26 protein-coding genes and 1 tRNA gene are annotated in these 24,507 nt (G+C 59.6%); 15 read left to right on the top strand and 12 right to left on the bottom strand.

Annotated features, from left to right (window positions below; all coding sequences use genetic code 11):
• Nucleotides 1-227 precede the first annotated feature (227 nt).
• Nucleotides 228-743: a DUF4124 domain-containing protein gene (locus AC1DU9_RS00840; protein ID WP_223457839.1), complete on the top strand. Its 516-nt coding sequence runs from the start codon at nt 228-230 to the stop codon at nt 741-743.
• Complete coding sequence (locus AC1DU9_RS00835; protein WP_223457841.1) at nt 740-1,360, top strand: DUF4124 domain-containing protein; 621 nt, start codon at nt 740-742, stop codon at nt 1,358-1,360. Before AC1DU9_RS00840 ends, AC1DU9_RS00835 begins: the two co-directional genes overlap by 4 nt.
• A gap of 48 nt (nt 1,361-1,408) precedes the next feature.
• Here AC1DU9_RS00835 and AC1DU9_RS00830 read toward each other — a convergent pair whose 3' ends face one another.
• Nucleotides 1,409-1,567 (bottom strand): hypothetical protein, encoded by a 159-nt coding sequence (locus AC1DU9_RS00830; RefSeq protein WP_223457842.1) that lies wholly within the window; start codon nt 1,565-1,567, stop codon nt 1,409-1,411.
• A gap of 23 nt (nt 1,568-1,590) precedes the next feature.
• On the opposite strand from AC1DU9_RS00830, the gene glnL reads away from it, so the two are divergent.
• Both glnL and ntrC read left to right on the top strand, forming a co-directional pair.
• On the top strand, nt 1,591-2,676 hold the full coding sequence (gene glnL, locus AC1DU9_RS00825; RefSeq protein WP_057712404.1) for a nitrogen regulation protein NR(II): 1,086 nt from the start codon (nt 1,591-1,593) through the stop codon (nt 2,674-2,676).
• Nucleotides 2,673-4,109, top strand: a complete 1,437-nt coding sequence (gene ntrC, locus AC1DU9_RS00820) for a nitrogen regulation protein NR(I) (RefSeq protein WP_223457843.1) — start codon at nt 2,673-2,675, stop codon at nt 4,107-4,109. The genes glnL and ntrC overlap by 4 nt, the downstream gene beginning before the upstream one ends.
• Before the next feature lie 554 nt (nt 4,110-4,663).
• Here ntrC and AC1DU9_RS00815 read toward each other — a convergent pair.
• Nucleotides 4,664-5,104, bottom strand: coding sequence for a hypothetical protein (locus AC1DU9_RS00815; RefSeq protein WP_223457844.1), 441 nt, complete (start codon nt 5,102-5,104; stop codon nt 4,664-4,666).
• On the opposite strand from AC1DU9_RS00815, the gene AC1DU9_RS00810 reads away from it, so the two are divergent.
• A complete protein-coding gene (locus AC1DU9_RS00810; RefSeq protein WP_223457845.1) occupies nt 5,103-5,558 on the top strand; it encodes a tRNA (cytidine(34)-2'-O)-methyltransferase in 456 nt (151 codons plus the stop codon). The two genes, AC1DU9_RS00815 and AC1DU9_RS00810, sit on opposite strands and share 2 nt — an antisense overlap.
• A gap of 118 nt (nt 5,559-5,676) precedes the next feature.
• On the opposite strand, the gene secB is transcribed toward AC1DU9_RS00810, so the two are convergent.
• From secB to AC1DU9_RS00795, 3 genes are read right to left on the bottom strand one after another with little or no spacing between them, the layout of a single operon-like run.
• Nucleotides 5,677-6,162, bottom strand: a complete 486-nt coding sequence (secB, locus tag AC1DU9_RS00805) for a protein-export chaperone SecB (RefSeq protein ID WP_008047739.1) — start codon at nt 6,160-6,162, stop codon at nt 5,677-5,679.
• A 56-nt stretch (nt 6,163-6,218) separates the two neighbouring features.
• Nucleotides 6,219-6,473: a glutaredoxin 3 gene (grxC, locus tag AC1DU9_RS00800; RefSeq protein ID WP_477809642.1), complete on the bottom strand. Its 255-nt coding sequence runs from the start codon at nt 6,471-6,473 to the stop codon at nt 6,219-6,221.
• Between the two features lies 1 nt (nt 6,474).
• Nucleotides 6,475-6,888, bottom strand: coding sequence for a rhodanese-like domain-containing protein (locus AC1DU9_RS00795; protein ID WP_110659530.1), 414 nt, complete (start codon nt 6,886-6,888; stop codon nt 6,475-6,477).
• Between the two features lie 152 nt (nt 6,889-7,040).
• On the opposite strand from AC1DU9_RS00795, the gene gpmI reads away from it, so the two are divergent.
• From gpmI to AC1DU9_RS00770, 5 genes are all read left to right on the top strand, one after another.
• Complete coding sequence (gene gpmI / locus AC1DU9_RS00790) at nt 7,041-8,570, top strand: 2,3-bisphosphoglycerate-independent phosphoglycerate mutase (RefSeq protein WP_223457846.1); 1,530 nt, start codon at nt 7,041-7,043, stop codon at nt 8,568-8,570.
• Nucleotides 8,571-8,823: 253 nt separating this feature from the next.
• On the top strand, nt 8,824-10,119 hold the full coding sequence (locus AC1DU9_RS00785; protein WP_223457847.1) for a murein hydrolase activator EnvC family protein: 1,296 nt from the start codon (nt 8,824-8,826) through the stop codon (nt 10,117-10,119).
• A 31-nt stretch (nt 10,120-10,150) separates the two neighbouring features.
• Complete coding sequence (locus tag AC1DU9_RS00780) at nt 10,151-11,470, top strand: S41 family peptidase (RefSeq protein WP_223457849.1); 1,320 nt, start codon at nt 10,151-10,153, stop codon at nt 11,468-11,470.
• A gap of 1 nt (nt 11,471) precedes the next feature.
• On the top strand, nt 11,472-12,263 hold the full coding sequence (locus AC1DU9_RS00775; protein ID WP_477809641.1) for a divergent polysaccharide deacetylase family protein: 792 nt from the start codon (nt 11,472-11,474) through the stop codon (nt 12,261-12,263).
• A gap of 207 nt (nt 12,264-12,470) precedes the next feature.
• A complete protein-coding gene (locus tag AC1DU9_RS00770) occupies nt 12,471-13,889 on the top strand; it encodes a trypsin-like serine peptidase (protein WP_477809640.1) in 1,419 nt (472 codons plus the stop codon).
• 36 nt (nt 13,890-13,925) lie between these two features.
• Here the strand turns inward: AC1DU9_RS00770 and AC1DU9_RS00765 are convergent, their stop codons facing one another.
• The 7 genes from AC1DU9_RS00765 to AC1DU9_RS00735 all read right to left on the bottom strand — a co-directional run bounded on the left by AC1DU9_RS00765 (nt 13,926) and on the right by AC1DU9_RS00735 (nt 19,744).
• On the bottom strand, nt 13,926-14,681 hold the full coding sequence (locus AC1DU9_RS00765; RefSeq protein WP_223457856.1) for a substrate-binding periplasmic protein: 756 nt from the start codon (nt 14,679-14,681) through the stop codon (nt 13,926-13,928).
• Between the two features lie 72 nt (nt 14,682-14,753).
• Nucleotides 14,754-15,524 (bottom strand): imidazole glycerol phosphate synthase subunit HisF, encoded by a 771-nt coding sequence (gene hisF, locus AC1DU9_RS00760; protein ID WP_007972752.1) that lies wholly within the window; start codon nt 15,522-15,524, stop codon nt 14,754-14,756.
• Between the two features lie 10 nt (nt 15,525-15,534).
• Nucleotides 15,535-16,272 carry a 1-(5-phosphoribosyl)-5-[(5-phosphoribosylamino)methylideneamino]imidazole-4-carboxamide isomerase gene (gene hisA / locus AC1DU9_RS00755; protein WP_020795736.1) on the bottom strand — a complete coding sequence of 246 codons (738 nt, stop codon included), beginning with the start codon at nt 16,270-16,272 and terminating at the stop codon, nt 15,535-15,537.
• A 42-nt stretch (nt 16,273-16,314) separates the two neighbouring features.
• Nucleotides 16,315-16,572 (bottom strand): DUF2164 domain-containing protein, encoded by a 258-nt coding sequence (locus AC1DU9_RS00750; RefSeq protein ID WP_223457858.1) that lies wholly within the window; start codon nt 16,570-16,572, stop codon nt 16,315-16,317.
• A complete protein-coding gene (gene hisH / locus AC1DU9_RS00745; RefSeq protein WP_007972757.1) occupies nt 16,573-17,211 on the bottom strand; it encodes an imidazole glycerol phosphate synthase subunit HisH in 639 nt (212 codons plus the stop codon). It lies immediately after the preceding gene.
• Nucleotides 17,211-17,804 (bottom strand): imidazoleglycerol-phosphate dehydratase HisB, encoded by a 594-nt coding sequence (gene hisB / locus AC1DU9_RS00740; protein WP_223457860.1) that lies wholly within the window; start codon nt 17,802-17,804, stop codon nt 17,211-17,213. Before hisB ends, hisH begins: the two co-directional genes overlap by 1 nt.
• A gap of 275 nt (nt 17,805-18,079) precedes the next feature.
• Entirely contained in the window at nt 18,080-19,744 is a 1,665-nt protein-coding gene (locus tag AC1DU9_RS00735) for an OFA family MFS transporter (protein ID WP_223457862.1), read from the bottom strand.
• A gap of 232 nt (nt 19,745-19,976) precedes the next feature.
• Here AC1DU9_RS00735 and AC1DU9_RS00730 point away from each other — a divergent pair, with 232 nt between their 5' ends.
• The 5 genes from AC1DU9_RS00730 to AC1DU9_RS00710 all read left to right on the top strand — a co-directional run bounded on the left by AC1DU9_RS00730 (nt 19,977) and on the right by AC1DU9_RS00710 (nt 24,203).
• Nucleotides 19,977-20,381: an acetyl-CoA sensor PanZ family protein gene (locus AC1DU9_RS00730; RefSeq protein WP_223457863.1), complete on the top strand. Its 405-nt coding sequence runs from the start codon at nt 19,977-19,979 to the stop codon at nt 20,379-20,381.
• 78 nt (nt 20,382-20,459) lie between these two features.
• Nucleotides 20,460-22,691: an AsmA family protein gene (locus tag AC1DU9_RS00725; protein ID WP_477809639.1), complete on the top strand. Its 2,232-nt coding sequence runs from the start codon at nt 20,460-20,462 to the stop codon at nt 22,689-22,691.
• Nucleotides 22,688-23,755, top strand: a complete 1,068-nt coding sequence (gene mutY, locus AC1DU9_RS00720) for an A/G-specific adenine glycosylase (RefSeq protein WP_477809638.1) — start codon at nt 22,688-22,690, stop codon at nt 23,753-23,755. Before AC1DU9_RS00725 ends, mutY begins: the two co-directional genes overlap by 4 nt.
• The gene (locus tag AC1DU9_RS00715) at nt 23,752-24,024 is read left to right on the top strand and encodes an oxidative damage protection protein (protein WP_007989188.1); all 273 of its coding nucleotides are present in this window, start codon (nt 23,752-23,754) and stop codon (nt 24,022-24,024) included. Before mutY ends, AC1DU9_RS00715 begins: the two co-directional genes overlap by 4 nt.
• Nucleotides 24,025-24,127: 103 nt before the next feature.
• Nucleotides 24,128-24,203: transfer RNA gene (locus AC1DU9_RS00710), tRNA-Phe, on the top strand.
• The last annotated feature ends 304 nt before the right edge of the window (nt 24,204-24,507 follow it).

Genomic DNA, 24,507 nt, shown 5'->3' with positions numbered 1-24,507 from the left:
TCGATGGCTGATCTGTTTCCCTGTGGGAGCGAGCTTGCTCGCGATGACGGACTGACATTCAACAACAATGTTGACTGAACCACCGCAATCGCGAGCAAGCTCGCTCCCACAGGGGATTGAGGCGTCCGCCAGATCTCCGTGAATCATGCGCAAATGTTTAGCGACTTGGGCCAACCACCAACCCTGACCTATGCTGCAACCCTACGTTTTCGTTTCCGGTTGTTTTTATGGGTCGCGGTTATCTGTTCATCCTGCTGCTGATCGTTCTGCCCGCCACGGCGCAGATCTACAAATACACGGACGCCAACGGCGCCACCGCGTACAGCAATCAACCGCCCGACGGCGTCAGCGCCCATCCGGTCGACTTGCCGCCCCTCAACAGCGTCGAGCGCCAGCCTCCCGGCGAAGTCGCACCTGCTGCCGAGGCCGGTCGTAAAGAACAGCCTCACAAGACCTATGAAGTGCTGGAGCTGACCGGCCTGCCCACCACCGAAGCCCTGCGCGCCAACAACGGCACGTTCACCATAACGGTGCTGATCAAGCCGCGCCTGCAAGCCCCCCACCTGTTGCAGCTACTGCTGGACGATCAGCCCTACGGCCAGCCAGGCAATGTGCCGATCCTGCAACTGGTGAACATCGATCGCGGCGAACACCGTCTCGCCGTACAAGTGATCGATGGCGAAAACGTTGTACAGCAGAGCCCTGCGGTGACATTCGCCATACAGCGGGTGCACAAGCCTTGAAGGCCTGGCTACTGATCGCCTGCCTGATCGCCCTGCCCGCCTCGGCAGAGGTCTTCATGTATGTCGACGCTCAGGGCAATCGGGTTTTCACCGACCAGCCAAAACCCGGTAACGCCAGGTGCGTACCGCTGACAAAGAGCAATCGAATAGCGGCCATCCCCACCGGTGCAACGCCGTTGAGTGCTGATAGCAGTCCTGAAGTTCAAGCGCCGTTCCACTATGACTTGTTGCGCATCCTGGTCCCGGAACCCGACGCCACCATCCGCAGCAACGCCGGTGAAGTCATCGTCAGCGCCACCAACGAGCCCGGCCTGCAACCCGGTCATCGCTACCGGTTGCTGCTCGACGGCCAGCCCACTGCCGAACCCGGCCTGAGCCCGGTGTTCCCGTTGAGCAACATCGATCGCGGCAGCCATACCCTGTCCGTGGAAATCCTCGACGAACAGGGACGCATCGTCGAACGCACCGCCAGCCAGCCTTTCCACATGCAACGCACGTCTCTCGCCCAGAAGCGCAGGATCAAACCCTGCACCCTCGAAGACTACGGCCAGCGACCGGAATGCCCGCTCAGCGACAAACCCGCCGAAGAAAAAAATCCTTTTCTGAGACTTTTCTAACCTCGTTCAGGTTTGCGCACTATATTGGTGCAGCTGCTTGCACCGTACTCACATTCCAACCCATTTTGGTTCGAAACTACCCGCGATAGCTGGCAGAACGCCACGCAAACGAGCGTCAAACGCCTGTTTCAGGCGCTGAACGCTTCTTTTCGGAGCCTTGGTTTGGTTTTTGCATTTTGCCCGTACCAGCGCTTTTTTCTTGCGCATGCTCTGCCCTAAAAGAGGTCCCGATGACCATAAGCGACGCACTCCACCGCTTGCTACTCGACAACCTCACCACTGCCACCATCCTGCTCGACGCCGAACTGCGCCTCGAGTACATGAACCCGGCGGCGGAGATGCTGCTGGCCATCAGCGGTCAGCGCAGCCATGGGCAGTTCATCAGTGAGTTGTTTACCGAATCGACCGAAGCGCTGAATTCGTTGCGCCAGGCCGTCGAACAAGCGCACCCGTTCACCAAACGCGAAGCCATGCTCACCGCCCTCACCGGCCAGACCCTGACCGTCGACTACGCGGTAACGCCGATCCTGAGCAACGGCGACACAATGCTGCTGCTCGAAGTCCACCCTCGTGACCGCCTGCTGCGGATCACCAAGGAAGAAGCACAGCTTTCCAAGCAGGAAACCAGCAAGATGCTGGTGCGCGGCCTGGCCCATGAAATCAAGAACCCGCTGGGCGGGATTCGCGGCGCGGCACAATTGCTGGCCCGGGAACTGCCGGAAGAAAGCCTGCGCGACTACACCAACGTCATCATCGAAGAAGCCGACCGCCTGCGTAATCTGGTGGACCGCATGCTCGGCTCCAACAAGTTGCCGTCGCTGGCCATGTGCAATGTCCACGAAGTGCTGGAGCGCGTCTGCCATCTCGTAGAAGCCGAAAGCCAGGGCTGCATCACCTTGGTGCGCGACTACGACCCAAGCATCCCCGACGTCCTGATCGACCGCGAGCAAATGATTCAGGCCGTGCTGAACATCGTGCGCAACGCCATGCAGGCCATCAGCAGCCAGAACGAGCTGCGCCTGGGTCGCATCAGTCTGCGCACCCGCGCCATGCGCCAGTTCACCATCGGCCACGTGCGCCATCGCCTGGTGACCAAGATCGAGATCATCGACAACGGTCCGGGCATCCCTGCAGAACTTCAGGAAACCATTTTCTTCCCCATGGTCAGCGGACGTCCGGACGGTACCGGACTGGGCCTGGCCATTACCCAGAACATCATCAGCCAGCACCAGGGCCTGATCGAATGTGACAGCCACCCCGGCCACACCACCTTCTCGATCTTTCTGCCACTGGAACAAGGAGCCACATCGACATGAGCCGTAGTGAAACCGTGTGGATCGTCGATGACGACCGTTCTATCCGTTGGGTCCTGGAAAAAGCCCTGCAGCAGGAAGGCATGACCACGCAAAGCTTCGACAGCGCCGATGGTGTGATGAGCCGCCTGGCGCGCCAGCAGCCGGACGTGATCATTTCCGACATCCGCATGCCCGGCGCCAGCGGCCTGGACCTTCTGGCGCGGATTCGCGAGCAGCATCCACGACTGCCGGTCATCATCATGACCGCTCACTCCGATCTGGACAGCGCTGTCGCGTCCTATCAGGGCGGCGCTTTCGAGTACCTGCCCAAGCCGTTCGACGTCGACGAAGCGGTTTCCCTGGTCAAACGCGCCAACCAGCACGCCCAGGAACAACAAGGCCTGGAAGTCGCCCCGACCCTGACCCGCACCCCGGAAATCATCGGCGAAGCGCCGGCGATGCAGGAAGTATTTCGCGCCATCGGGCGCTTGAGCCACTCCAACATCACCGTACTGATCAACGGCGAATCGGGTACCGGTAAAGAGCTGGTGGCCCACGCCCTGCACCGTCACAGTCCGCGGGCAGCGTCGCCGTTCATCGCGCTGAACATGGCGGCGATCCCCAAAGACCTCATGGAATCCGAACTGTTCGGCCACGAGAAAGGCGCATTCACCGGCGCGGCCAACCTGCGGCGCGGGCGCTTCGAACAGGCTGACGGCGGCACGCTGTTCCTCGATGAAATCGGTGACATGCCTGCCGACACCCAGACCCGCTTGCTTCGCGTACTGGCTGATGGCGAGTTCTACCGCGTCGGCGGTCATGTGCCGGTGAAGGTCGATGTGCGCATCATCGCCGCGACTCACCAGAATCTGGAAACCCTGGTGCATGCCGGAAAGTTCCGTGAGGACTTGTTCCATCGCCTCAACGTGATCCGCATCCACATCCCGCGCCTGTCGGACCGTCGCGAAGACATCCCGACCCTGGCCAAGCACTTCCTCGGCCGCGCCGCCCAGGAGCTGGCGGTCGAGCCGAAGCTGCTGAAAAGCGAAACCGAGGAATACCTGAAGAACTTGCCGTGGCCCGGCAACGTGCGGCAGCTGGAGAACACCTGCCGCTGGATCACAGTGATGGCTTCGGGTCGCGAAGTGCACATCGGCGACCTGCCGCCGGAGCTGCTGAGCCTGCCACAGGATTCGGCGCCCGTGACCAACTGGGAACAGGCCCTGCGCCAGTGGGCCGACCAGGCGCTGGCCCGCGGTCAGTCGAGCCTGCTCGACAGCGCCGTGCCGGCCTTCGAGCGGATCATGATCGAGACCGCCCTCAAACACACCGCCGGCCGCCGCCGCGATGCCGCCGTATTGCTGGGCTGGGGGCGCAACACCCTGACCCGCAAGATCAAGGAATTGGGGATGAAGGTGGATGGTGGGGATGATGATGAGGGGGATGAGGCTTAAACAGTCTGTAGTTAATCGCGGCTAGTTAGATCCAATCGCGAGCAAGCTCGCTCCCACAGGGTTAATTGGTGTTCACACAATCGTGACAACACTGAATATCCACTGTGGGAGCGAGCTTGCTCGCGATGCTTTTTGGGTTATCAGTGCACCGCCGCAATGCACCGTGAACCGCAATCGCGCACGAAAACAGCTTCGAATCCCCACCTGCTTTCGCAATCGAATCCCTTTCGAAAAAACACGAAAGCCCCGAATCTCGGGGCTTTCAGCGTTTCAAACCGGTTTTTTGTTTCTCTTTGTGAAAATTGGCACGCCCCCTGCAATAACCCTTTCAAGTGAATCAGATCACTTACCCGGTTTCGGGGACCTTGGTACAGGCAGGCCGGGGATTCCCCTCTTTACACCGGGCTCACATCGCATCCGCGACGAGCCCAGCCGTTTTGGGGTCCTTGGTACAGGCAGGCCGGGGATTCCCTCTTTACACCGGGTTCAGACGCGATGCGCGAACCCTCCCGTTTTGGGGACCTTGGTACAGGCAGGCCGGGGATTCCCCTCTTTTATTGCTCCCGGAGATGGATCTCCAGCCGCCAGCGGTCATCGACCTCGCTACCGGTCCACTCGCCCTGCAGGGGCCGGGCCGCCACCAGTGTCAGCAACAACCCCCCATCGCTCAAACGTACCCGCCAGTTCACGTCCTTGCCGCCGAGCTTGAGCTGGCCTTTCTGCGCCTTGCCCTCGGCGCCAAACAGCAGCGCGACACTGCCATCAACCATCTCGCCGTGGGTCTTGGGTTCGTTGTTGAACCACACCACCAGCCCGTCGCTCGTCACCTCAACCTGCTGCAACTGGCTGGGGTCTGGCGTAGTCAGGCGACCGATCATCATCCCGACCATCACCCCGACAATCGCCAGCGAGCCCATTACCCGCAGGAATAGTTTCGAACGCACGCCTTCTGGCGGCGTAGAATGCGCGTCATCTTTACCTTCGGAGCCGTGCATGTTTCACGTCATCCTTTTCCAACCAGAAATTCCGCCGAATACCGGCAACGTTATCAGGCTGTGCGCCAACAGTGGCTGCCACCTGCATTTGATCGAACCGCTGGGCTTCGAGATGGACGACAAGCGCCTGCGCCGGGCCGGCCTCGATTACCACGAGTATGCCACCCTGCAACGCCACGCGGACCTGGCCAGTTGCCTGGAAAGCCTCGGCCATCCGCGGGTATTCGCCTTCACCACCAAGGGTTCGCGGCCGTTCCACGATGCCAGCTTCGCCCCGGGCGATGCGTTCCTGTTCGGCCCGGAAAGCCGGGGCTTGCCCGCAGAGGTGCTGGACGCCCTGCCCGGCGAGCAACGCCTGCGCCTGCCGATGCGCGAGGGCTGCCGCAGCCTGAACCTGTCCAATACCGTGGCAGTGGCCGTGTACGAAGCCTGGCGTCAGAACGACTTCAAATAACACCGCATAAAAAATGTGGGAGCGAGCTTGCTCGCGATGGCGGTGCATCAGTCAACATTGATGTTGAAGCTGGTGACCTCATCGCGAGCAAGCTCGCTCCCACAGTATTGAAACGCTTTTATTGAACGGTCGGAGTCTCGCCAGCAGCCTGCATGCGTTGCAGCTCTTGCGCGTACAGCGCATCGAAGTTCACCGGAGCCAGCATCAGTGCCGGGAACGAACCGCGGGTCACCAGGCTGTCCAGGGTTTCGCGAGCGTACGGGAACAGGATATTCGGGCAGAACGCACCCAGGGTGTGGCTCATCGAAGCGTCATCCAGGTTCTTGATCAGGAAGATCCCGGCCTGTTGCACTTCAGCGATGAACGCCACTTCGTCACCGTTTTTCACGGTAACCGACAGGGTCAGCACGACTTCGTGGAAGTCGGCTTCCAGCGTCTTCTGACGGGTGTTCAGATCCAGACCGACGCTCGGCTCCCACTGCTGGCGGAAGATCGCCGGGCTTTTCGGAGCTTCGAAGGACAGGTCACGCACATAAATGCGCTGCAAGGAGAATTGCGGTGCAGTTTCTTCTTCGTTCGCAGCAGTGTTCTGTTGGTCAGTCATCGCAGATCCTTCTTGATCCAGGGTTCTTTTAGGTTTGCTTGTTTGGGGTATTACCGTCAGGCCCTGAGCAGCGTGTCGAGCTTGCCGGCACGCTCCAGGGCGAACAAATCATCACAACCGCCCACGTGGGTGCTGCCGATCCAGATTTGCGGCACGGACGTACGCCCGGCCTTCTGGGCCATCGCAGCGCGCACCTGCGGCTTGCCATCGACCTTGATCTCTTCGAAGGCCACGCCTTTGTTCTCGAGCAGGTACTTGGCTCGCGAGCAGAAAGGGCAGTAATCGCTGGAATAGACGACGACGCTACTCATATCACTTCACCAGCGGCAGATTGTCGGCTTTCCAGCTGGAGATACCACCGGACAGCTTGGCGGCAGTGAAGCCGGATTTCATCAGCTCGCGGGCGTGGGTGCCGGCGGTCTGGCCCATGGCGTCGACCAGGATGATGGTCTTGGCCTTGTGCTTTTCCAGTTCGCCAACGCGGGCGGCCAGTTTGTCCTGAGGAATGTTCACCGCACCGACAATGTGACCGGCGGCGAAATCCTTGGTCGGACGAATGTCGATCACCACGCCTGCGTCCTTGTTGACCAGCCCGGTCAGTTCGCCGGTGCTCAGGCTACGGCCGCCGCCCTGCATTTGATAGGCAATCAGCAACGCCAGCAGTACGACGAAGATACCGACGAGAATGTAATGGTTAGTGGCGAATTCAATCAGGTGAGCAACCATCGAAGGAGGTTCCAGGGCGTTAAAATGTCGGCCAGTATACACAGCCACTATGGTGGGCCAAACCCCGTCCGGCGGTGACGTGGCCGGAACTTCGCTTTAAACTGCCACTCCCTTTTCCATTACCCCTTTTACCTCAGCCACGAGTGGATTCCATGACTACCACGCCTAAACCTTTGGTCCTGATCATTCTCGACGGCTTCGGTCACAGTGAGAGCCCTGAATCCAACGCCATCTTCGCCGCGAAGAAGCCCGTACTGGACCGCCTGTGGGCCACCGTGCCGAACGGCCTGATCTCCGGCAGCGGCATGGACGTCGGCCTGCCGGATGGCCAGATGGGCAACTCCGAAGTCGGCCACATGAACCTGGGCGCCGGCCGCGTGGTGTATCAGGACTTCACGCGCGTCACCAAATCGATCCGCGACGGCGAGTTCTTCGAGAACCCGACCATCTGCGCCGCCGTGGACAAAGCCGTCGCCGCCGGCAAAGCCGTGCATTTCATGGGTCTGCTGTCCGATGGCGGCGTGCACAGCCACCATGATCACCTGGTCGCCATGGCCGAACTGGCCTTCAAGCGCGGTGCGCAAAACATCTACCTGCACGCCTTCCTCGACGGCCGCGATACTCCGCCAAAAAGCGCGCAGTCATCGATCGAGCTGCTCGACGCGACCTTCCAGGCCCTGGGCAAAGGCCGGATCGCCAGCATCATCGGCCGCTACTACGCCATGGACCGCGACAACCGTTGGGACCGTGTGTCCCAGGCCTACAACCTGATTGTCGATGGCCAGGGCGAATTCAACGCCGCCACCGCCCAGGAAGGCCTGCAAGCGGCATACGAGCGTGGCGAGAGCGACGAATTCGTCAAGGCCACCTCCATCGGCGAGCCGGTAAAAGTCGAAGACGGCGATGCCGTGGTGTTCATGAACTTCCGCGCCGACCGTGCCCGCGAGCTGACCCGCGTGTTCGTCGAAGACAACTTCAGTGAGTTCGAGCGTGCCCGCCAGCCGAAACTGGCCGGTTTTGTCATGCTGACCCAATACGCCGCCAGCATCCCTGCGCCTTCGGCTTTCGCTGCCGGCAGCCTGGAAAACGTGCTGGGCGACTACCTGGCGAAAAACGGCAAGACCCAGCTGCGCATCGCTGAAACCGAAAAATATGCCCACGTGACCTTCTTCTTCTCCGGCGGCCGCGAAGAACCGTTCCCGGGCGAAGAGCGCATCCTGATTCCGTCGCCGAAAGTCGCCACCTATGACTTGCAACCGGAAATGAGCGCACCGGAAGTCACCGACCGCATCGTCGACGCCATCGAAAACCAGCGTTACGACGTGATCGTGGTCAACTACGCCAACGGCGACATGGTCGGCCACAGCGGCGTGTTCGAAGCGGCGGTCAAGGCCGTTGAATGCCTGGACCTGTGCGTGGGTCGCATCGTCGATGCGCTGGAAAAGGTCGGTGGCGAAGCGCTGATCACGGCTGACCATGGTAACGTCGAGCAGATGTCCGATGAGACCACTGGCCAGGCGCACACTGCGCACACCACCGAGCCGGTGCCATTCATCTATGTCGGCAAGCGCGACCTGAAGGTCCGCGAAGGCGGCGTGCTGGCGGACGTGGCGCCGACCATGCTGAAGTTGCTGGGCCTTGAGCAACCGGCGGAAATGACCGGGACTTCGATTCTGGTCTGATTGGATCTCCAAAACGCCACAAAACCTGTGGGAGCGAGCTTGCTCGCGATAGCAATCTGACAGCCAACATCTATGTTGAATGATCGGACGCCATCGCGAGCAATCGAGCGTCGACCGGCTGCTCCCACAGTGGTTTTGGGGTGTTTTCAGGGACAACTTCGATCCAGTCATCACACAGTCAGAAATGGGCATTTTTTTTGCCGCCCATGGCGGGCATACTAGGCCGTCCCTTTCCCTGGTGCCGCCCGCCCCTATGCTTCGCGTCCTGATAGCCCTGACTCTGACATGCCTGCTCCAACCGGCCTTTGCTGACGAGCGCGCAGACACCCAACAACAGTTGGACGCCACGCGTCAGGACATTGCCGAGTTGAAGAAACTGCTGGGCAAGCTGCAGGAAGAGAAGTCCGGTGTGCAGAAAGAGCTCAAGGGCACCGAAACCGAGATGGGCAAGCTCGAGAAACAGGTCGAAGCCCTGCAAAAAGAGTTGAAGAAAAGCGAAGCCGAGCTACAGCGCCTCGATGCAGAGAAAAAAAAACTCCAGAGCGCGCGCACTGAACAGCAACGACTGATCGCCATGCAGGCCCGGGCGGCCTACCAGAACGGTCGTCAGGAATACCTCAAGCTGCTGCTCAACCAGCAAAACCCGGAAAAATTCGCCCGTACCCTCACCTATTACGACTACCTGAGCCAGGCTCGCCTGGAGCAACTGAAAAACTTCAACGAAACCCTGCGCCAACTGTCAAATGTCGAGAAAGATATCGCCATGCAGCAGGCGCAATTGCTGGTGCAGCAAAGCAGCCTCGACACCCAGCGTGGCGAACTCGAGAAAGTTCGCCAGGAGCGCCAGCAAGTCCTGGCCAAGCTCAATGACGACGTAAAGGCTCGCGATCAGAAACTGGCGGCGCGCGAGCAGGATCAGGCAGACCTGTCTAAAGTCCTTAAAACCATTGAAGAAACTCTTGCCCGCCAGGCTCGCGAGGCAGAAGAAGCGCGGCAAAAAGCGCTGATTGCCCAGCAGGAAGCCGAAAAAAAGCGTTTACGTGAGGCCCAGGCGCAGGCAGATGCCAGCGACGATGCCCCACGCAAACCAGTCAGATCGACACCAGGCGCACTGGTTTCCAGTTCCGGCGAGACCTTTGGCGGCCCGTTTGCATCAACCCGCGGCAAACTTCCCTGGCCTGTCGATGGTCGACTGCTGGCGCGCTACGGTGAAAGCCGTGGCGACGATGCCCGGACCAAGTGGGATGGCGTGATGATCGGCGCGTCTGCCGGCAGCACCGTGCATGCGGTGCATGGTGGTCGCGTAGTGTTTGCCGACTGGCTGCGAGGCGCCGGGTTGCTGGTGATCCTCGACCACGGCAACGGTTTTTTGAGTCTTTATGGTCACAACCAGACGCTGCTCAAGTCTGCGGGTGATGTGGTTAAAGCCGGTGAGTCCATCTCCACTGTCGGCAACAGTGGTGGGCAGGACACGCCAGCGCTGTATTTTGCTATTCGTCAGCAGGGTCACCCGAGTGATCCGGCGCAATGGTGCCGCGCGCAAGGATAAGCGCGTTACCTAATTCAGGAGTTTGTTAGACATGCTGCATTTGTCCCGCCTTACCTCGTTGGCCCTGACGATCGCCCTGGTGATCGGCGCGCCTCTGGCGTTTGCCGCTCAACCAGCCCCGGCGGTTGCGCCTGCGGGCACTGCTGCGACCACCAAGGCGCCACTGCCGCTGGATGAGTTGCGTACCTTTGCCGAGGTGATGGACCGGATCAAAGCCGCTTATGTCGAACCGGTGGATGACAAGACCCTGCTGGAAAACGCCATCAAGGGCATGCTCAGCAACCTCGATCCGCATTCGGCCTACCTCGGCCCTGAAGATTTCGCCGAGTTGCAGGAAAGCACCAGCGGGGAATTCGGTGGCCTGGGTATCGAAGTCGGCGCCGAAGACGGCTTCATCAAGGTGGTTTCGCCCATCGATGACACCCCGGCCTCCAAGGCCGGCATCCAGGCCGGTGACTTCATCGTCAAGATCAACGGCCAACCGACCCGTGGCCAGAGCATGACCGAAGCCGTGGACAAGATGCGCGGCAAGATCGGCCAGAAAATCACCCTGACCCTGGTGCGCGACGGCGGCACACCGTTCGACGTGACCCTGACCCGCGCCGTCATTCAGGTGAAGAGCGTGAAGAGCCAGCTGCTGGAATCGGGCTACGGCTATATCCGCATCACCCAGTTCCAGGTCAAGACCGGCGAAGAGGTTTCCAAGGCCCTGGCCAAGCTGCGCAAGGACAACGGCAAGAAGCTCAAGGGCATCATTCTCGACCTGCGCAACAACCCGGGCGGGGTGCTGCAGGCGGCGGTCGAAGTGGTCGACCACTTCATCACCAAGGGCCTGATCGTTTACACCAAGGGCCGTATTGCCAACTCCGAGCTGCGCTTCTCTGCCACCGGCAAGGACGAAAGCGAAGCCGTGCCAATGGTCGTGCTGATCAACGGCGGCAGCGCTTCGGCTTCGGAAATTGTCGCCGGCGCCCTGCAGGACCAGAAACGCGCCGTGCTGATGGGCACCACCAGTTTCGGCAAAGGCTCGGTACAGACGGTTCTGCCGCTCAACAACGAGCGCGCATTGAAGATCACCACGGCGTTGTATTACACACCGAACGGCCGCTCCATCCAGGCCCAGGGCATCGTCCCGGACATCGAAGTGCGCAAGGCCAAGATCACCAGCGAGCAAGACGGCGACTACTTCAAGGAAGCCGACTTGCAGGGCCACCTGGGCAATGGCAACGGCGGCGCCGACAAACCGACCGGTTCCAGCGGCAAAGCCAAGCCGATGCCGCAGGACGACGATTACCAATTGGCCCAGGCCCTGAGCCTGCTCAAAGGGCTGAGCATCACGTCCGGCCGTTGAGATGCTTCTGCGGTTGCTGATCGGGCTGTTGTGTTGTCTGGCGGGGGTTGCTCACGCAGAACCCGTCGGATCGACGCCCCACAAAGCCTACCTGAGTCTGATCATCGATGACCTGGGGCAGAACCTGCCCCGGGATCGCCGCGTGCTGGCCCTGCCCGGCCCGGTGACCACGGCAATCATGCCCGACACGCCCCACGCCACCGAATTCGCCCGCGAAGCCCATCGCGCCGGCAAGATCGTCATTCTGCACATGCCTATGGATCCGGCCACCGGACCGTTCGCCTGGCATCCCGAGCTGCCCGTCGAGGAGCTGGAAAAACGCCTGAACGCCGCGTTCAATATGGTCCCGTACACCAGCGGCATCAACAACCACATGGGCAGCCGCATGACCGCCCAGCAACCGGCCATGGCCTGGCTGATGGCCGAGTTGCAACGTCGGCACAAGTTCTTTGTCGACAGCCGTACCAGCGCTCAGACGGTGGCGGCCGCCGAGGCGCAGAAGGTTGGTTTGGCGAGTGTTTCGCGGGATGTGTTTCTGGATGACGAGCCAACGGAAGCGGCGATCTTCACGCAGCTACAGACTGCAATCAGCCTGGCGCGCAAGCAGGGTTCGGCAGTGATGATCGGGCATCCGTATCCGCAGACGTTGGCGGTGCTGGAGCGTGAACTGCCCAAGCTGAAAGCTCAGGGAATTGACTGGATCGATATCAAAATGATGATCAGCGTGCGGGGCAATCGGGCGATGGCTGGGCATGGGAAGGACGGCATTTACCGGACCCCGCACGGTAATTGACCCATTTGTTTGTTTACCACCACCTCCAGGCTGACGGATTCATTGCGCAAGGACTTTGCGCCGGTCATTGCGCTGTGGCCGACTCTATAAATATGTACCACCTACCCCTTTGAATAATGATCACACTACGTCGAGACTTTAAATGACGCAGTAGTCATTCGTGTCTGCTTGCCCAAAACCACAAATATCCATAACCAAGGATTGGTCATGAAATTCAAACAGCTCAGTTTTATTCTTTACTTTATCAGTCACTTCTTTTTGTTCGCTGAAGCCGCACAAAAAGATCTCGGAGAGAATTTAAAGAACGGTTCTCGCTCCCAATCGTTAACCAACAATGACAACCAGTATTCACGCTGGACCGGCGTTGGGCTTCTCAGTACGCCCAATGGTACTTGTACCGCAGCGTTGATCGATACCCGGGGTGTTGGGTGGACGACTACTGCACCCGCTTATGTCATCACTGCCGGCCACTGTGTAGTAGCTGAATATGGCACTTCAAGGTTGAATCATGAGCTAAATGCAAGCGTGGCTTTCAATTACTTTCAAGATACAGCTGACAACCACAAAACTTACAAAGTTCGTACGGCCATCTGGACAAGCATGCTGGGGACGGATCTGGCGATACTCGAGCTTGAAAATCCTCTGTCTGCATTGTTACAAGACCAGATCATGCCTCTCGAGTTCTCACCTACGCCTCCCTTGTTCTCTCATGATGTGCTTAATGTCGGAACTCCCGGCACCTTCAACAACAGGACTCTGCGCTTGAGTGCCTGCGCACAGGAAGTGTCCAGGACTATCTCAGGCGTACCACCTGCATTTCCCGGAGGTTTGGTGAACGAGTGCAAGGATCTGGATTATGGAAGCTCAGGCAGCCCAATGGTTGATCGGCAGACAAACCAAATCACGAGCATCGTTTCCGAACGCCATTACGGTTTTTCACCTGCGTTCCTGTCAAGCTGCTTCATAAATGGAATATTCAGCAATGGCACTGAAAACTGCGACCTGCAACAAATCAACGTGAACGTTGACTTTGAGAGCTTGTTTTTCAGGACCAAGCTTCGGCCTGAAGTTGACCCTTCGGGCAATGAACTTATGCCAACATGGAATTTTACATTCAGTATCGATACTCCATATTATCGATACAAGACTGTACGAGATGCGCAAAGTTGCGAAAAACCTGAAGGCTATAGCGCCGCAATCAGCGCTACAAAGGGTCATATCAACGATTCTGTAGGTCCCGAAACGCGCATGCATGTACTGTGCATAATAGGTGTGCGTTCAATAGAGAAAAACCTTACAACGGCATTACTGAAAAATGCATTCACCCATGCTGCACATCTTGCAGAACCCGCTCCTGAACCAGCGTTTGGCTACAATGAAAAATTCACATCGCTGCAATGGAAAGGTGCATACCCTGATTTCAGTTCGCATTTTTTCTATACAACCCTTGTCGATAGCACTCCCTGTGCCGACTTTCGAGATACACGGTACAAGAAAGCAGCGGAGCTCGAGTTGCTGTCGCCAGATAGCCCATTGAAAATATGTAGTTACGCCAGCAATGAGTCAGACCTGCAACCCTCTGCAACGCGGTTTGATCTGATAACGCCACCCACTACGGATCAATAACACGTTCCGCGGGAACAGAATTTTACCACCCGGGTATCAGAGATACCGCGCCATGATCTCGTCGACCACGCCTTCCTTGCGCAGCTGATCCAGTGCTGCTTGCAGCTTGGCGACGGTTTCGTCCGGCACGTCCTTGTTCAGCGCCAGGTACAGCTCGGCACTGTTGAATCGCAGCACGGTCTTGAGTCCGGTTACACCATCCTGCCGCGCCAGATACCGCCCGGCAGGATCACCGGTGGCCCACAGGTCGATCTGGCCGTTGACCAGTTTTTTCGCGTTGTCCTGATCACGCAGCACAACGATCGGGTTGAGGCCTTGCTTGGCCAGCGTCTCGGCAATCGCGTCACCCTTGTAGGCGCCGATCTTGTACTTGCGCGCGTCATTCAAGGTTTCGAGGGTGATCTTGCTGTCAGCCTTGGCCAGCATGATCCAGTCGTCCGGGCCAATCGGGCCGACCCATTTGAAGAGCTTTTCGCGGTCCGGCAGTCGCGCCATGACGAACACGCCATACCCGGGTTTCTCCAGGGCGAGTTTGTAGATTCGCTCCCAAGGGAAACGTAGCGTCAGGCTGTAGGTAATGTCGGCGCGCTTGAAGATCTCGCGGACGATATCGGTGGCGATGCCATTGATGTTGTCGTCCTGAGCGAAGTTCTTGCCGTTCTTCGCCATGTTGTATGGCGGGAAGTTTTCCGTCAGCAACACCAGGTCGGTATCGGAACGATCTGCAGCGTGTGCCCCGTTAATGAACAACAGAGAGGCACTGGCGAGAACGAGTAGAAAGCGTTTAAGCATGTCTGGCTACCGAAATCCATGGCGTACCCAAGAGTGCCTTGGGCCCGCCATGATGTCCACTAGCCTGTATGTTTAACGCATCACGATTCCGCGATGAGCCATATAGGCCTTGGCTTCCTGCACGGTGTATTCGCCGAAGTGGAAAATACTTGCCGCCAATACCGCACTGGCGTGGCCTTCGATAATACCGTCAGCCAGGTGCTGCAGGTTGCCGACACCGCCGGAGGCGATCACCGGAATGCCCAGCGCATCGCTGATGGCGCGGGTGACGCCCAGGTCGAAACCGTTTTTCATGCCGTCCTGGTCCATGCTGGTCAGCAGGATTTCGCCGGCACCCAGGCCTTCCATTTTCTTCGCCCACTCAACGGCATCGAGACCGGTTGGCTTGCGACCGCCATGGGTGAAGATTTCCCAGCGCGGGGTTTCGCCCGGCCCGGAAACCTTCTTCGCATCGATGGCTACCACTATGCATTGCGAACCGAAATGCTGCGCGGCTTCGCCAACGAATTCCGGGTTGAACACCGCGGCGGTGTTGATCGAAACCTTGTCTGCGCCGGCATTGAGCAGGTTGCGGATGTCCTGCACGGTGCGTACGCCGCCACCCACGGTCAGTGGGATGAACACCTGGCTGGCCATGCGTTCGACGGTGTGCAGCGTGGTGTCGCGGCCGTCGACGCTGGCGGTGATGTCGAGAAAGGTAATCTCGTCGGCGCCCTGCTCATCGTAGCGACGGGCAATTTCCACCGGGTCACCGGCGTCGCGGATGTTTTCGAACTTCACACCCTTGACCACCCGGCCGTTGTCCACGTCCAGGCAAGGGATGATGCGTTTGGCCAGGGCCATGGTCGTTTCCTCAGCCTTTGTACGAATCGCAGAAAGCTTGCGCTTCGGCGACATCGAGGGTGCCTTCGTAGATCGCCCGGCCGGTGATCGCGCCGATGATGCCTGGCGCCTTGGCGTCGAGCAGGGTCTTGATGTCACCCAAGTTGTGGATGCCGCCGGAAGCGATCACCGGGATCTTTGTTGCAGCAGCCAGCGCGGCGGTAAACGGTACGTTGCAGCCCTGCATCATGCCGTCTTTGGCGATGTCGGTATAAACGATGGCGGACACGCCGTCGGCTTCGAACTGCTTGGCCAGGTCGATCACCTGAATGGTGCTGATCTCAGCCCAGCCATCGGTGGCGACGAAACCGTCCTTGGCGTCCAGGCCAACGATCACCTTGCCCGGGAACGCGCGGCAGGCTTCGGCGACGAAGGCCGGATCTTTCACGGCCTTGGTGCCGATGATCACGTAGCTCACGCCCGCTTTCACATAGTGCTCGATGGTTTCCAGGGAACGGATACCGCCGCCGATCTGGATCGGCAGGTTCGGGTAGCGCCTGGCAATGGCCGTCACCACTTCGCCGTTGACCGGCTGGCCTTCGAAAGCGCCGTTCAGGTCGACCAGATGCAGACGGCGGCAACCGCCCTCCACCCACTTGGCAGCCATGCTCACCGGGTCATCGGAGAACACCGTGGAATCTTCCATGCGGCCCTGGCGCAGACGAACACAGGCACCGTCTTTAAGATCGATAGCGGGAATAATCAGCATCTGGCAAACCTTCAAATTTGAATGTTCAGCTTGGCTCGGAAATCAGTTTTTCTCGAGCGCCCACAGGTCGCTTTCGATGCTTTCGAACCTCTCTTTGAGGTGCGCCTGTACATCGAAAATCGCCCTGTTGTAATAATGCGGAGCAATTTCACGGGTAAACAGCTCAAGAATCTCAGCCGCCTCGAACGAGCCGAGGTCGAGTTCGAAGCGGTCTTCCATGAAACGCTTGATCTTGCGATTGGCCTCGTTCTCCTGCTCGGGAGTGAGGGTCAGAATCGGCGGTTTCTTTTTGATTGCCATTTACCAGCGACCGTCCCACGCAGCGAAGTTCTGCAGCAACTGCAGGCCATGGGTATGGCTTTTCTCCGGGTGGAACTGCACGGCGAAACGCGAGCCTTCGGCCAGCGCCGCGGCAAAATCGACACCGTAGTGACCGCCACCCACCACCTGCCGCGCGTTGGCGGCAGCGATGTAGTAGCTGTGCACGAAGTAGAACCGCGCCAGGTCCGGAATGTCGTGCCACAGCGGGTGACTGACCTTCTGCTTCACTTCGTTCCAGCCCATGTGCGGGACTTTCAGGTGTTCGCCGTCTTCGACCAGATCCTTGCCGAAGAACTTCACTGCGCCCGGGAACAGGCCGATGCAGTCGACGCCATCGTTCTCTTCGCTGGTGTCGAGCAAGGCTTGCATGCCCACGCAGATACCAAGGAACGGACGGTCCTGGCTGACTTCACGCACCAGCGAATCGAAGCCGAGGCGACGGATCTCCGCCATGCAATCGCGAATCGCGCCGACGCCGGGGAAAACCACCCGGTCGGCTTCGCGAATCACGTTGGCATCGCTGGTGATCAGCACCTTGCCGGCACCGACGTGCTCGAGGGCCTTGGCCACCGAGTGCAGGTTGCCCATGCCGTAATCGATAACCGCGACTGTCTGCATTACAGGACGCCCTTGGTCGATGGCATTTGCCCGGCCATGCGGTCATCGAGCTCGACGGCCATGCGCAGGGCGCGGCCGAAAGCCTTGAACACGGTTTCGATCTGGTGGTGGGTGTTGCTGCCACGCAGGTTGTCGATGTGCAGGCTGACCAGCGCATGGTTGACGAAACCCTGGAAGAACTCCTGGAACAGGTCAACGTCGAAGCCGCCTACGGTGGCGCGGGTGTACGGCACGTGCATCTGCAGGCCTGGGCGACCGGAGAAGTCGATCACCACGCGCGACAGCGCTTCATCGAGCGGCACGTAGGCGTGGCCGTAGCGACGGATGCCTTTCTTGTCGCCGATGGCTTTGGCAAACGCCTGGCCGAGGGTGATACCGACGTCTTCCACCGTGTGGTGGTCATCGATATGCAGGTCGCCCTTGCTGACAATATCCAGGTCGATCAACCCGTGACGGGCGATCTGGTCCAGCATGTGCTCAAGAAAAGGAACACCGATATCGAATCGGGCCTTTCCGGTGCCATCGAGGTTGATCGAGGCTTTGATCTGGGTTTCCAGAGTGTCGCGCTCGACAGACGCCTTACGTTCGGCCATCACCAGCTCCGCAAAATCATTGGGCGAAAAAGGCAGCCATTATAGGCGTGCGGGCGCCAAACAGAAACACGAGAGGTGATATCCCTGACGGAGTGAATTCGGGGGTGCCGACGATAGACATGTCCATACAAGCCATTTCAGACACCCAAAACAACTGTAGGAGCAGCCGGTCGACGCTCGACTGCTCGCGATGAGGCCCTCACATTCAACATCATTGTCGACTGTCAGACCGCTATCGCGAGCAGGCTCGCTCCTACAGGGGGAGTGCGTTTTACTTAGTGAAACAGCACCGCCGTCTTCTGCAAGGTCACCCAAACACCCCACGCCAGCGGAATGCCCACCACCAGCCACGCCGCAACCGCCAGCGGCTTGGTGCCCGGCGCGGCTTTCCACTCCAGCGACGTGCTGCTGTCAGCGCCTTTGTCGTGACCCAATGCCTGTTCGGCGGCCAGTTCGGCGTCGGTCATGAAGTACTTGTCCGCCACCGGACGCACCAGCAGGTTGCACAGGAAACCCAGCACCAGCAGGCCGGCGAGGATGTACAGGGTGATGTCGTACGCCGCTGCGCGCTCGACGCCGATGCTCAGCTGATATTCACGCAGGTAGTTCACCAGCACTGGACCGAGCACACCGGCAGCCGCCCACGCCGTCAGCAGTCGACCGTGGATCGCACCGACCATTTGCGTACCGAACAGGTCCGCCAGATACGCCGGAACAGTCGCGAAACCACCGCCATACATCGACAGGATGATGCAGAACGCCGCCACGAACAGCGCGACATTGCCCAGGTGGCCGAGGTTCGGAATCAGTGCGTACAGGGCAAAACCCAGGGCGAAGAACACGAAGTAGGTGTTTTTGCGGCCCAGGTAATCCGAGAACGAAGCCCAGAAGAAACGCCCGCCGATGTTGAACAGGCTCAGCAAACCGGTGAAACCGGCAGCGATGGCGGCGATTGAAGCCAGTTGTGAAGCATCGAGTTGACCGAATGCCAGGTCATTGCCCAGCAACTTGCCACCGAACACTTCCTGCAACAGCGGCGACGCCATGCCGAGGATGCCGATACCGGCCGATACGTTCAGGCACAGCACCAGCCACACCAGACGGAACTGCGGCGTCTTCCAGGCCACATTCACGTGAACATGACGATGAGTGATCATTGCGTTCGAGGCTTTTTTCGCCGGGGCGGTCCAGCCTTCAGGCTTCCAGCCGGTTGGTGGGACGCGATAGGACAACGCGCCACCGATCATGAACACGAAGTAGATCGCGGCCATCACCAGGAAGCTCTGCCACACGCCGACGCTGGTTGGCGAAGCGAAATGCCCCATCAACGCCGCCGCCAGTGGAGCACCGACCATTGCGCCGCCGCCGAAGCCCATGATCGCCATGCCAGTCGCCATGCCTCGCTTGTCCGGGAACCACTTGATCAGGGTCGACACCGGCGAAATGTAGCCCAGGCCCAGGCCGATACCGCCAATGACCCCGGAGCCGATCCACATCAGCCAGATCTGGTGGGTATACACCCCCAGTGCCGAGATCAGCAGGCCGCCGCACCAGCACAACGCCGATACAACACCGGCCTTGCGCGGCCCGGCGTGTTCCAGCCAGCCACCCCAGATCGCTGCGGAGCAGCCCAGGAAGATGAAGAACAGGGTATAGATCCAGCCGAGCATCGAGATCGGCCAGTCACACTGGGACGAAAAGACCTGCGCGATAAAACTCATGTCCGGCGCGCAGGCTACCGGAGCGGTGATGCCCAGTGCCTTGGACAGCGGCAACCAGAACACCGAAAAGCCGTAGGCCATGCCGATGCACAAGTGGATGGCCAACGCGGCCGGTGGTACCAGCCAGCGGTTGAAACCAGGCTTGGCGATGATCCGTTCCTTGGACAGGAACGCAGGCTGGTCGGCGCTGAAGCCGTCCGCCGTGATGCTCGTGGTCATTGTGTATCCCCCAATTATCAGTAGGGTTCGCCAGCCACGGCTCACTCCCGGCCTTGATGCACGCAGACATGACCGTTTTTTCGCTGGAGTGCCTTGTTGTGCGACAACAGCTCGCAGCAGGACGGACGAACGGGCAAAGGTTACCATCTGCAGATGACAGAAAAACCAAAATGACATCATCTTTTTGTACGACATCAGATCTCTCTCACCTCATGACCTCACGGGAATCACCATGCCGATCATTGTCGAGTCACTGAACCAAATCACCGCCCAGGATCGGCAGGACCTGCACAAGATCTACCACGACGCCCCGGACTGGCTGTTCGCGCCGTTTTCCGGAGAAGCGCAGTTGATCGAAGACTGTTTGCGCGACGGCACACTGATCGCCGGACGCTTCAATGATCGCCTACTGGGCGCGGCCCGCCTGCAAAGGCACCAAGACGCCTGGTACTTGTCCCAAATATGTGTGCGAAAAATTACCCGTCGCCGTGGGGTTGCCGAGCGACTGGTCGCCGAAGCCCGGAAAATGGCCGAGCAATCGGGTATGACCCTGCGCTTGCTGGCGCCTGCCGGGCATCTGGAGGCGCAAGCACTGACGGCCAAGTTGAAACTGCCGCTGGATGTACTGCCGACGTGATCGCTGACCGGCCGTCTGTTCGGGGGCGCTATACTCTTCGGCTAAATTTTGAATTCGACTAATTACAAGGACTCGCCCATGAAAGCGTTCGGCAAAATCCTGGGTCTGGTACTTCTCGGGTTGTTGCTGATCATTGTGGCGCTGGGCTTTGCCCTGACCCACATATTCGATCCCAACGACTACAAAGACGAGATTCGCCAGATTGCCCGCGACAAGGCCCACATCGAGCTGACGCTCAATGGCGATATCGGCTGGAGCCTGTTCCCGTGGCTGGGCCTGGAGTTGCACGACGCCAGTGTCGCGACCATGGTCAAACCGACCGAACCGTACGCCGACTTGCAGATGCTCGGCCTGTCGGTGCGCGTACTGCCGCTGCTGCGCCGCGAAGTGCAGATGAGCGACGTGCGCGTCGAAGGCCTGAACCTGCGCCTGAACCGCGACAAGGACGGTCACGGCAATTGGCAAGACATCGGCAAGCTGCCGGCACCGGCCAACACCGACGCGACCAGCACCCCGCCGGCCGCTGGCGAACCTGCGCCCGAAGCCAACGTCGCGGCGGAAAAACCGCCGCAACCGATTCGCCTGGACATCGACAGCCTGACCGTGAACAACGCACGGGTTGAATACACCGACGAACGAACCGGCAAGAGCTTCAGCGCCGAAAGCATTCAGTTGAGCACCGGTGCGGTTCACGACTCCGTCAACATTCCGCTTAAGCTCACGGCTTTCCTGTCAGCCAACCAGCCGGCATTGCGAGTGCGTACCGAGCTCAACGGTGAGGTGCGCATCGCACGTGCATTGCAGCGCTATCAGTTCGAAGACATGAGGTTGTCCGGCGAAGTGACCGGCGACCCATTGCAAGGCAAGACCATGACGTTCGCCGCCCAGGGCCAGCTGGTGCTGGACAAGGCCGCCAACGTTGCCGAATGGACCGGTATCAAGATCTCCGCCAACCAACTGCGGGCACTGGGTGAATTGAAGGTCAACGACCTCGACAAGACTCCACAAGTCAGCGGCGGCATCTCGATTGCCCAGTTCGACCTGGCGAAATTCGTCGACAGCATCGGCCAGAAACTCCCGGCCATGGCCGAAGGCAGCCTGAGCAAAGTCGAGCTGGTCAGCCGATTGGCAGCGACACCGACCAGCCTGGCGCTCGACGACCTCAACCTGAAAGTCGACGACAGCACCTTCAGCGGCCGTATCGCCGTCGAAGACTTCGCCAAGCAATCGTTGCGCGCAGCACTCAAGGCCGACACCTTCAATGTCGACCGTTACCTGCCGCCGAAATCTGCCGAGGCCAATAGCGCGACACAAGTGCGTCAGGCCGAAGTCGCCAGCACCGAAGCCGATGCCATGGCCGGCGCCGGCAGCACTCCGTTGCCACCCGCGCCGACCAAGGACGCCTGGAGCAGTGAGCGCTTGTTGCCCGTGGAGCGCTTGAGCAAGCTCGATGTGGACGCCGACCTGACCTTCGGCCAGTTGACCCTGCAAAAACTGCCGATCCATAACGCGGCGCTCAAGGCCACCGGCCAGGGCGGCCTGCTGACGCTGGCCAACCTGAGCGGCGATCTTTATGAGGGCAGCTTCGAAACCACCGGCACGCTCGATGTACGCCAGCCAGTGCCGGCGCTGAACCTGCAGACGAAGATCAGCCGGGTACCGGCAGAAAAAATCCTCGAAAGCCAGGGCAAGAACCCGCCGGTCAAAGGCCTGGTCACGCTCAACAGCAGCCTGACCGGTAGCGGCAACAGCCAGAAAGCGTTGATCGAAACCCTCAACGGCAACGCCAGTTTCGTCATCAACAATGGCGTGCTGCTCAACGCCAACCTTGAGCAACAGCTGTGCAAAGGTATCGCCACGCTCAACCGCAAAACCCTCAGCGGCGAGCCCCGGGGCAAGGACACTCCCTTCCAGGAGCTCAAGGGCAGCCTGACCTTGCGTAATGGCGTGGCCAGCAACCCCGACCTGAAAGTGCGCATCCCGGGCATGACCGTCAACGGTGATGGTGACATCGATCTGCGAGTGCTGGGCATGGACTACCGTGTCGGCATCATCGTCGAAGGCGACACCAGCGCCATGCCGGACCCGGCCTGTCAGGTCGGCGACAAGTTTGTCGGCATCGAGTGGCCACTGCGCTGCCGCGGCCCGCTGGAGCTGGGCGCCAAGGCTTGCCGTCTGGATAACGACCGCATGAGCCAGGTCGCGGCCAAACTGGCTGGCGACAGGATCAGCGAAAAAATCGACGAGAAATGGGGCGACAAGGTCAACCCGAAACTCAAAGACGCGCTCAAGGAGCTGTTCAAGCGATGAGAGCCGAGCAGTTTTCAACGGCGGTGCTGGACTGGTTTGACCGCCACGGCCGTCACGATTTGCCCTGGCAACAGGACATCAACCCGTATCGGGTATGGGTCTCGGAAATCATGTTGCAGCAGACCCAGGTCAGCACCGTGCTGAACTACTTCGACCGCTTCATGGCTTCGTTGCCAACGGTCGAAGCCCTGGCGGCGGCACCGGAAGACGAAGTGCTGCACCTGTGGACGGGCCTGGGTTACTACACCCGCGCGCGCAATTTGCAGAAGACCGCGAAAATCGTCGTCGAGCAGTACGGCGGCGAATTTCCCCGGGACGTGGAAAAACTCACTGATCTGCCGGGGATCGGCCTGTCCACCGCTGGCGCCATTGCCAGCATCAGCATGGGTCTGCGTGCGCCGATCCTCGACGGCAACGTCAAACGGGTGCTGGCGCGCTTTACTGCACAAGAGGGCTACCCCGGCGAACCGAAGGTCGCCAAACAGCTCTGGGCCAACGCTGAGCGCTTTACACCGCAGACCCGCGTCAACGCCTACACCCAGGCGATGATGGACCTGGGCGCCACGCTCTGCACCCGCAGCAAACCGAGCTGCCTGCTGTGCCCGCTGGAAAAGGGCTGCGAGGCGCACATGCTCGGCCTGGAAACCCGCTACCCGATCCCCAAGCCGCGCAAAGCCATCCCGCAGAAACGCACGCTGATGCCGATGCTCGCCAACGGCGAGGGCGCGATCCTGCTTTACCGTCGCCCGTCCACGGGCCTGTGGGGCGGTTTGTGGAGCCTGCCGGAACTCGACGACCTCGACGACCTGTCGCATCTGGCATTGCAGCACGCGCTGGAACTGGGCACCCAACAGGCATTGCCGAGCCTGGTGCACACCTTCAGCCATTTTCAATTATCCATCGAACCCTGGCTGGTTCAGGTCCAGGAGTCCGGTCATCACGTGGCCGAGGCTGACTGGCTCTGGTATAACCTCGCCACCCCGCCGCGCCTGGGCCTTGCCGCCCCGGTCAAGACCTTGCTCGAACGCGCGGCCGCCGTATTGAACGCAGGAGAGTCGTCATGACCCGCACCATCATGTGCCGCAAGTACAAAGAAGAATTGCCAGGCCTGGAGCGTGCTCCCTTCCCGGGTGCCAAAGGCCAGGACATTTTTGACCACGTCTCGCAAAAGGCCTGGGCCGACTGGCAGAAGCACCAGACCCTGCTGATCAACGAAAAACGCCTGAACATGATGAACGCCGAAGATCGCAAATATCTTCAGGGCGAGATGGACAAGTACTTCTCCGGCGAGGATTACGCCAAGGCCGAAGGCTACGTGCCGCCGTCGGAATAACCCCGATTTATCGGGGGTCGGAACGTAAGCGACGGTAATAATTAAATTTTTTTTGAAAACTTGCTTGACGACCCCCTGAAAAACCCGTTTAATGCGCCCCGTTGCCCAGATAGCTCAGTCGGTAGAGCAGGGGATTGAAAATCCCCGTGTCGGCGGTTCGATTCCGTCTCTGGGCACCAAATACCGAAAACCCTGAATCGAAAGATTCAGGGTTTTTTTATGCCTGCGATTTGACGAGGCACTGCTCCAGCCACCATCGAAGCGACAATTCCCACCTCCTCTCGCCACGCCAGTAAGCGCCTGTATCGGTTGCCGGGGCTGAGCCCCGAAAAGCCTTCAGGCATCGGATATCGGTAATTCCTGGTTGCCCCTGGTCTGTCAGAATGCTCAGTATGCTTTAACGGAAATGGACGACATACGCTGATCGTCGGTTTGCACAGAATGGGCATTTTTGGCCTGTCGAAATTTTCATCTCCTATCGTT

Source organism: Pseudomonas sp. P4_C1 (assembly GCF_056402155.1).
Note: the sequence above shows the minus strand (reverse complement) of the source record. Positions and strands in the feature narration are given on the sequence as shown.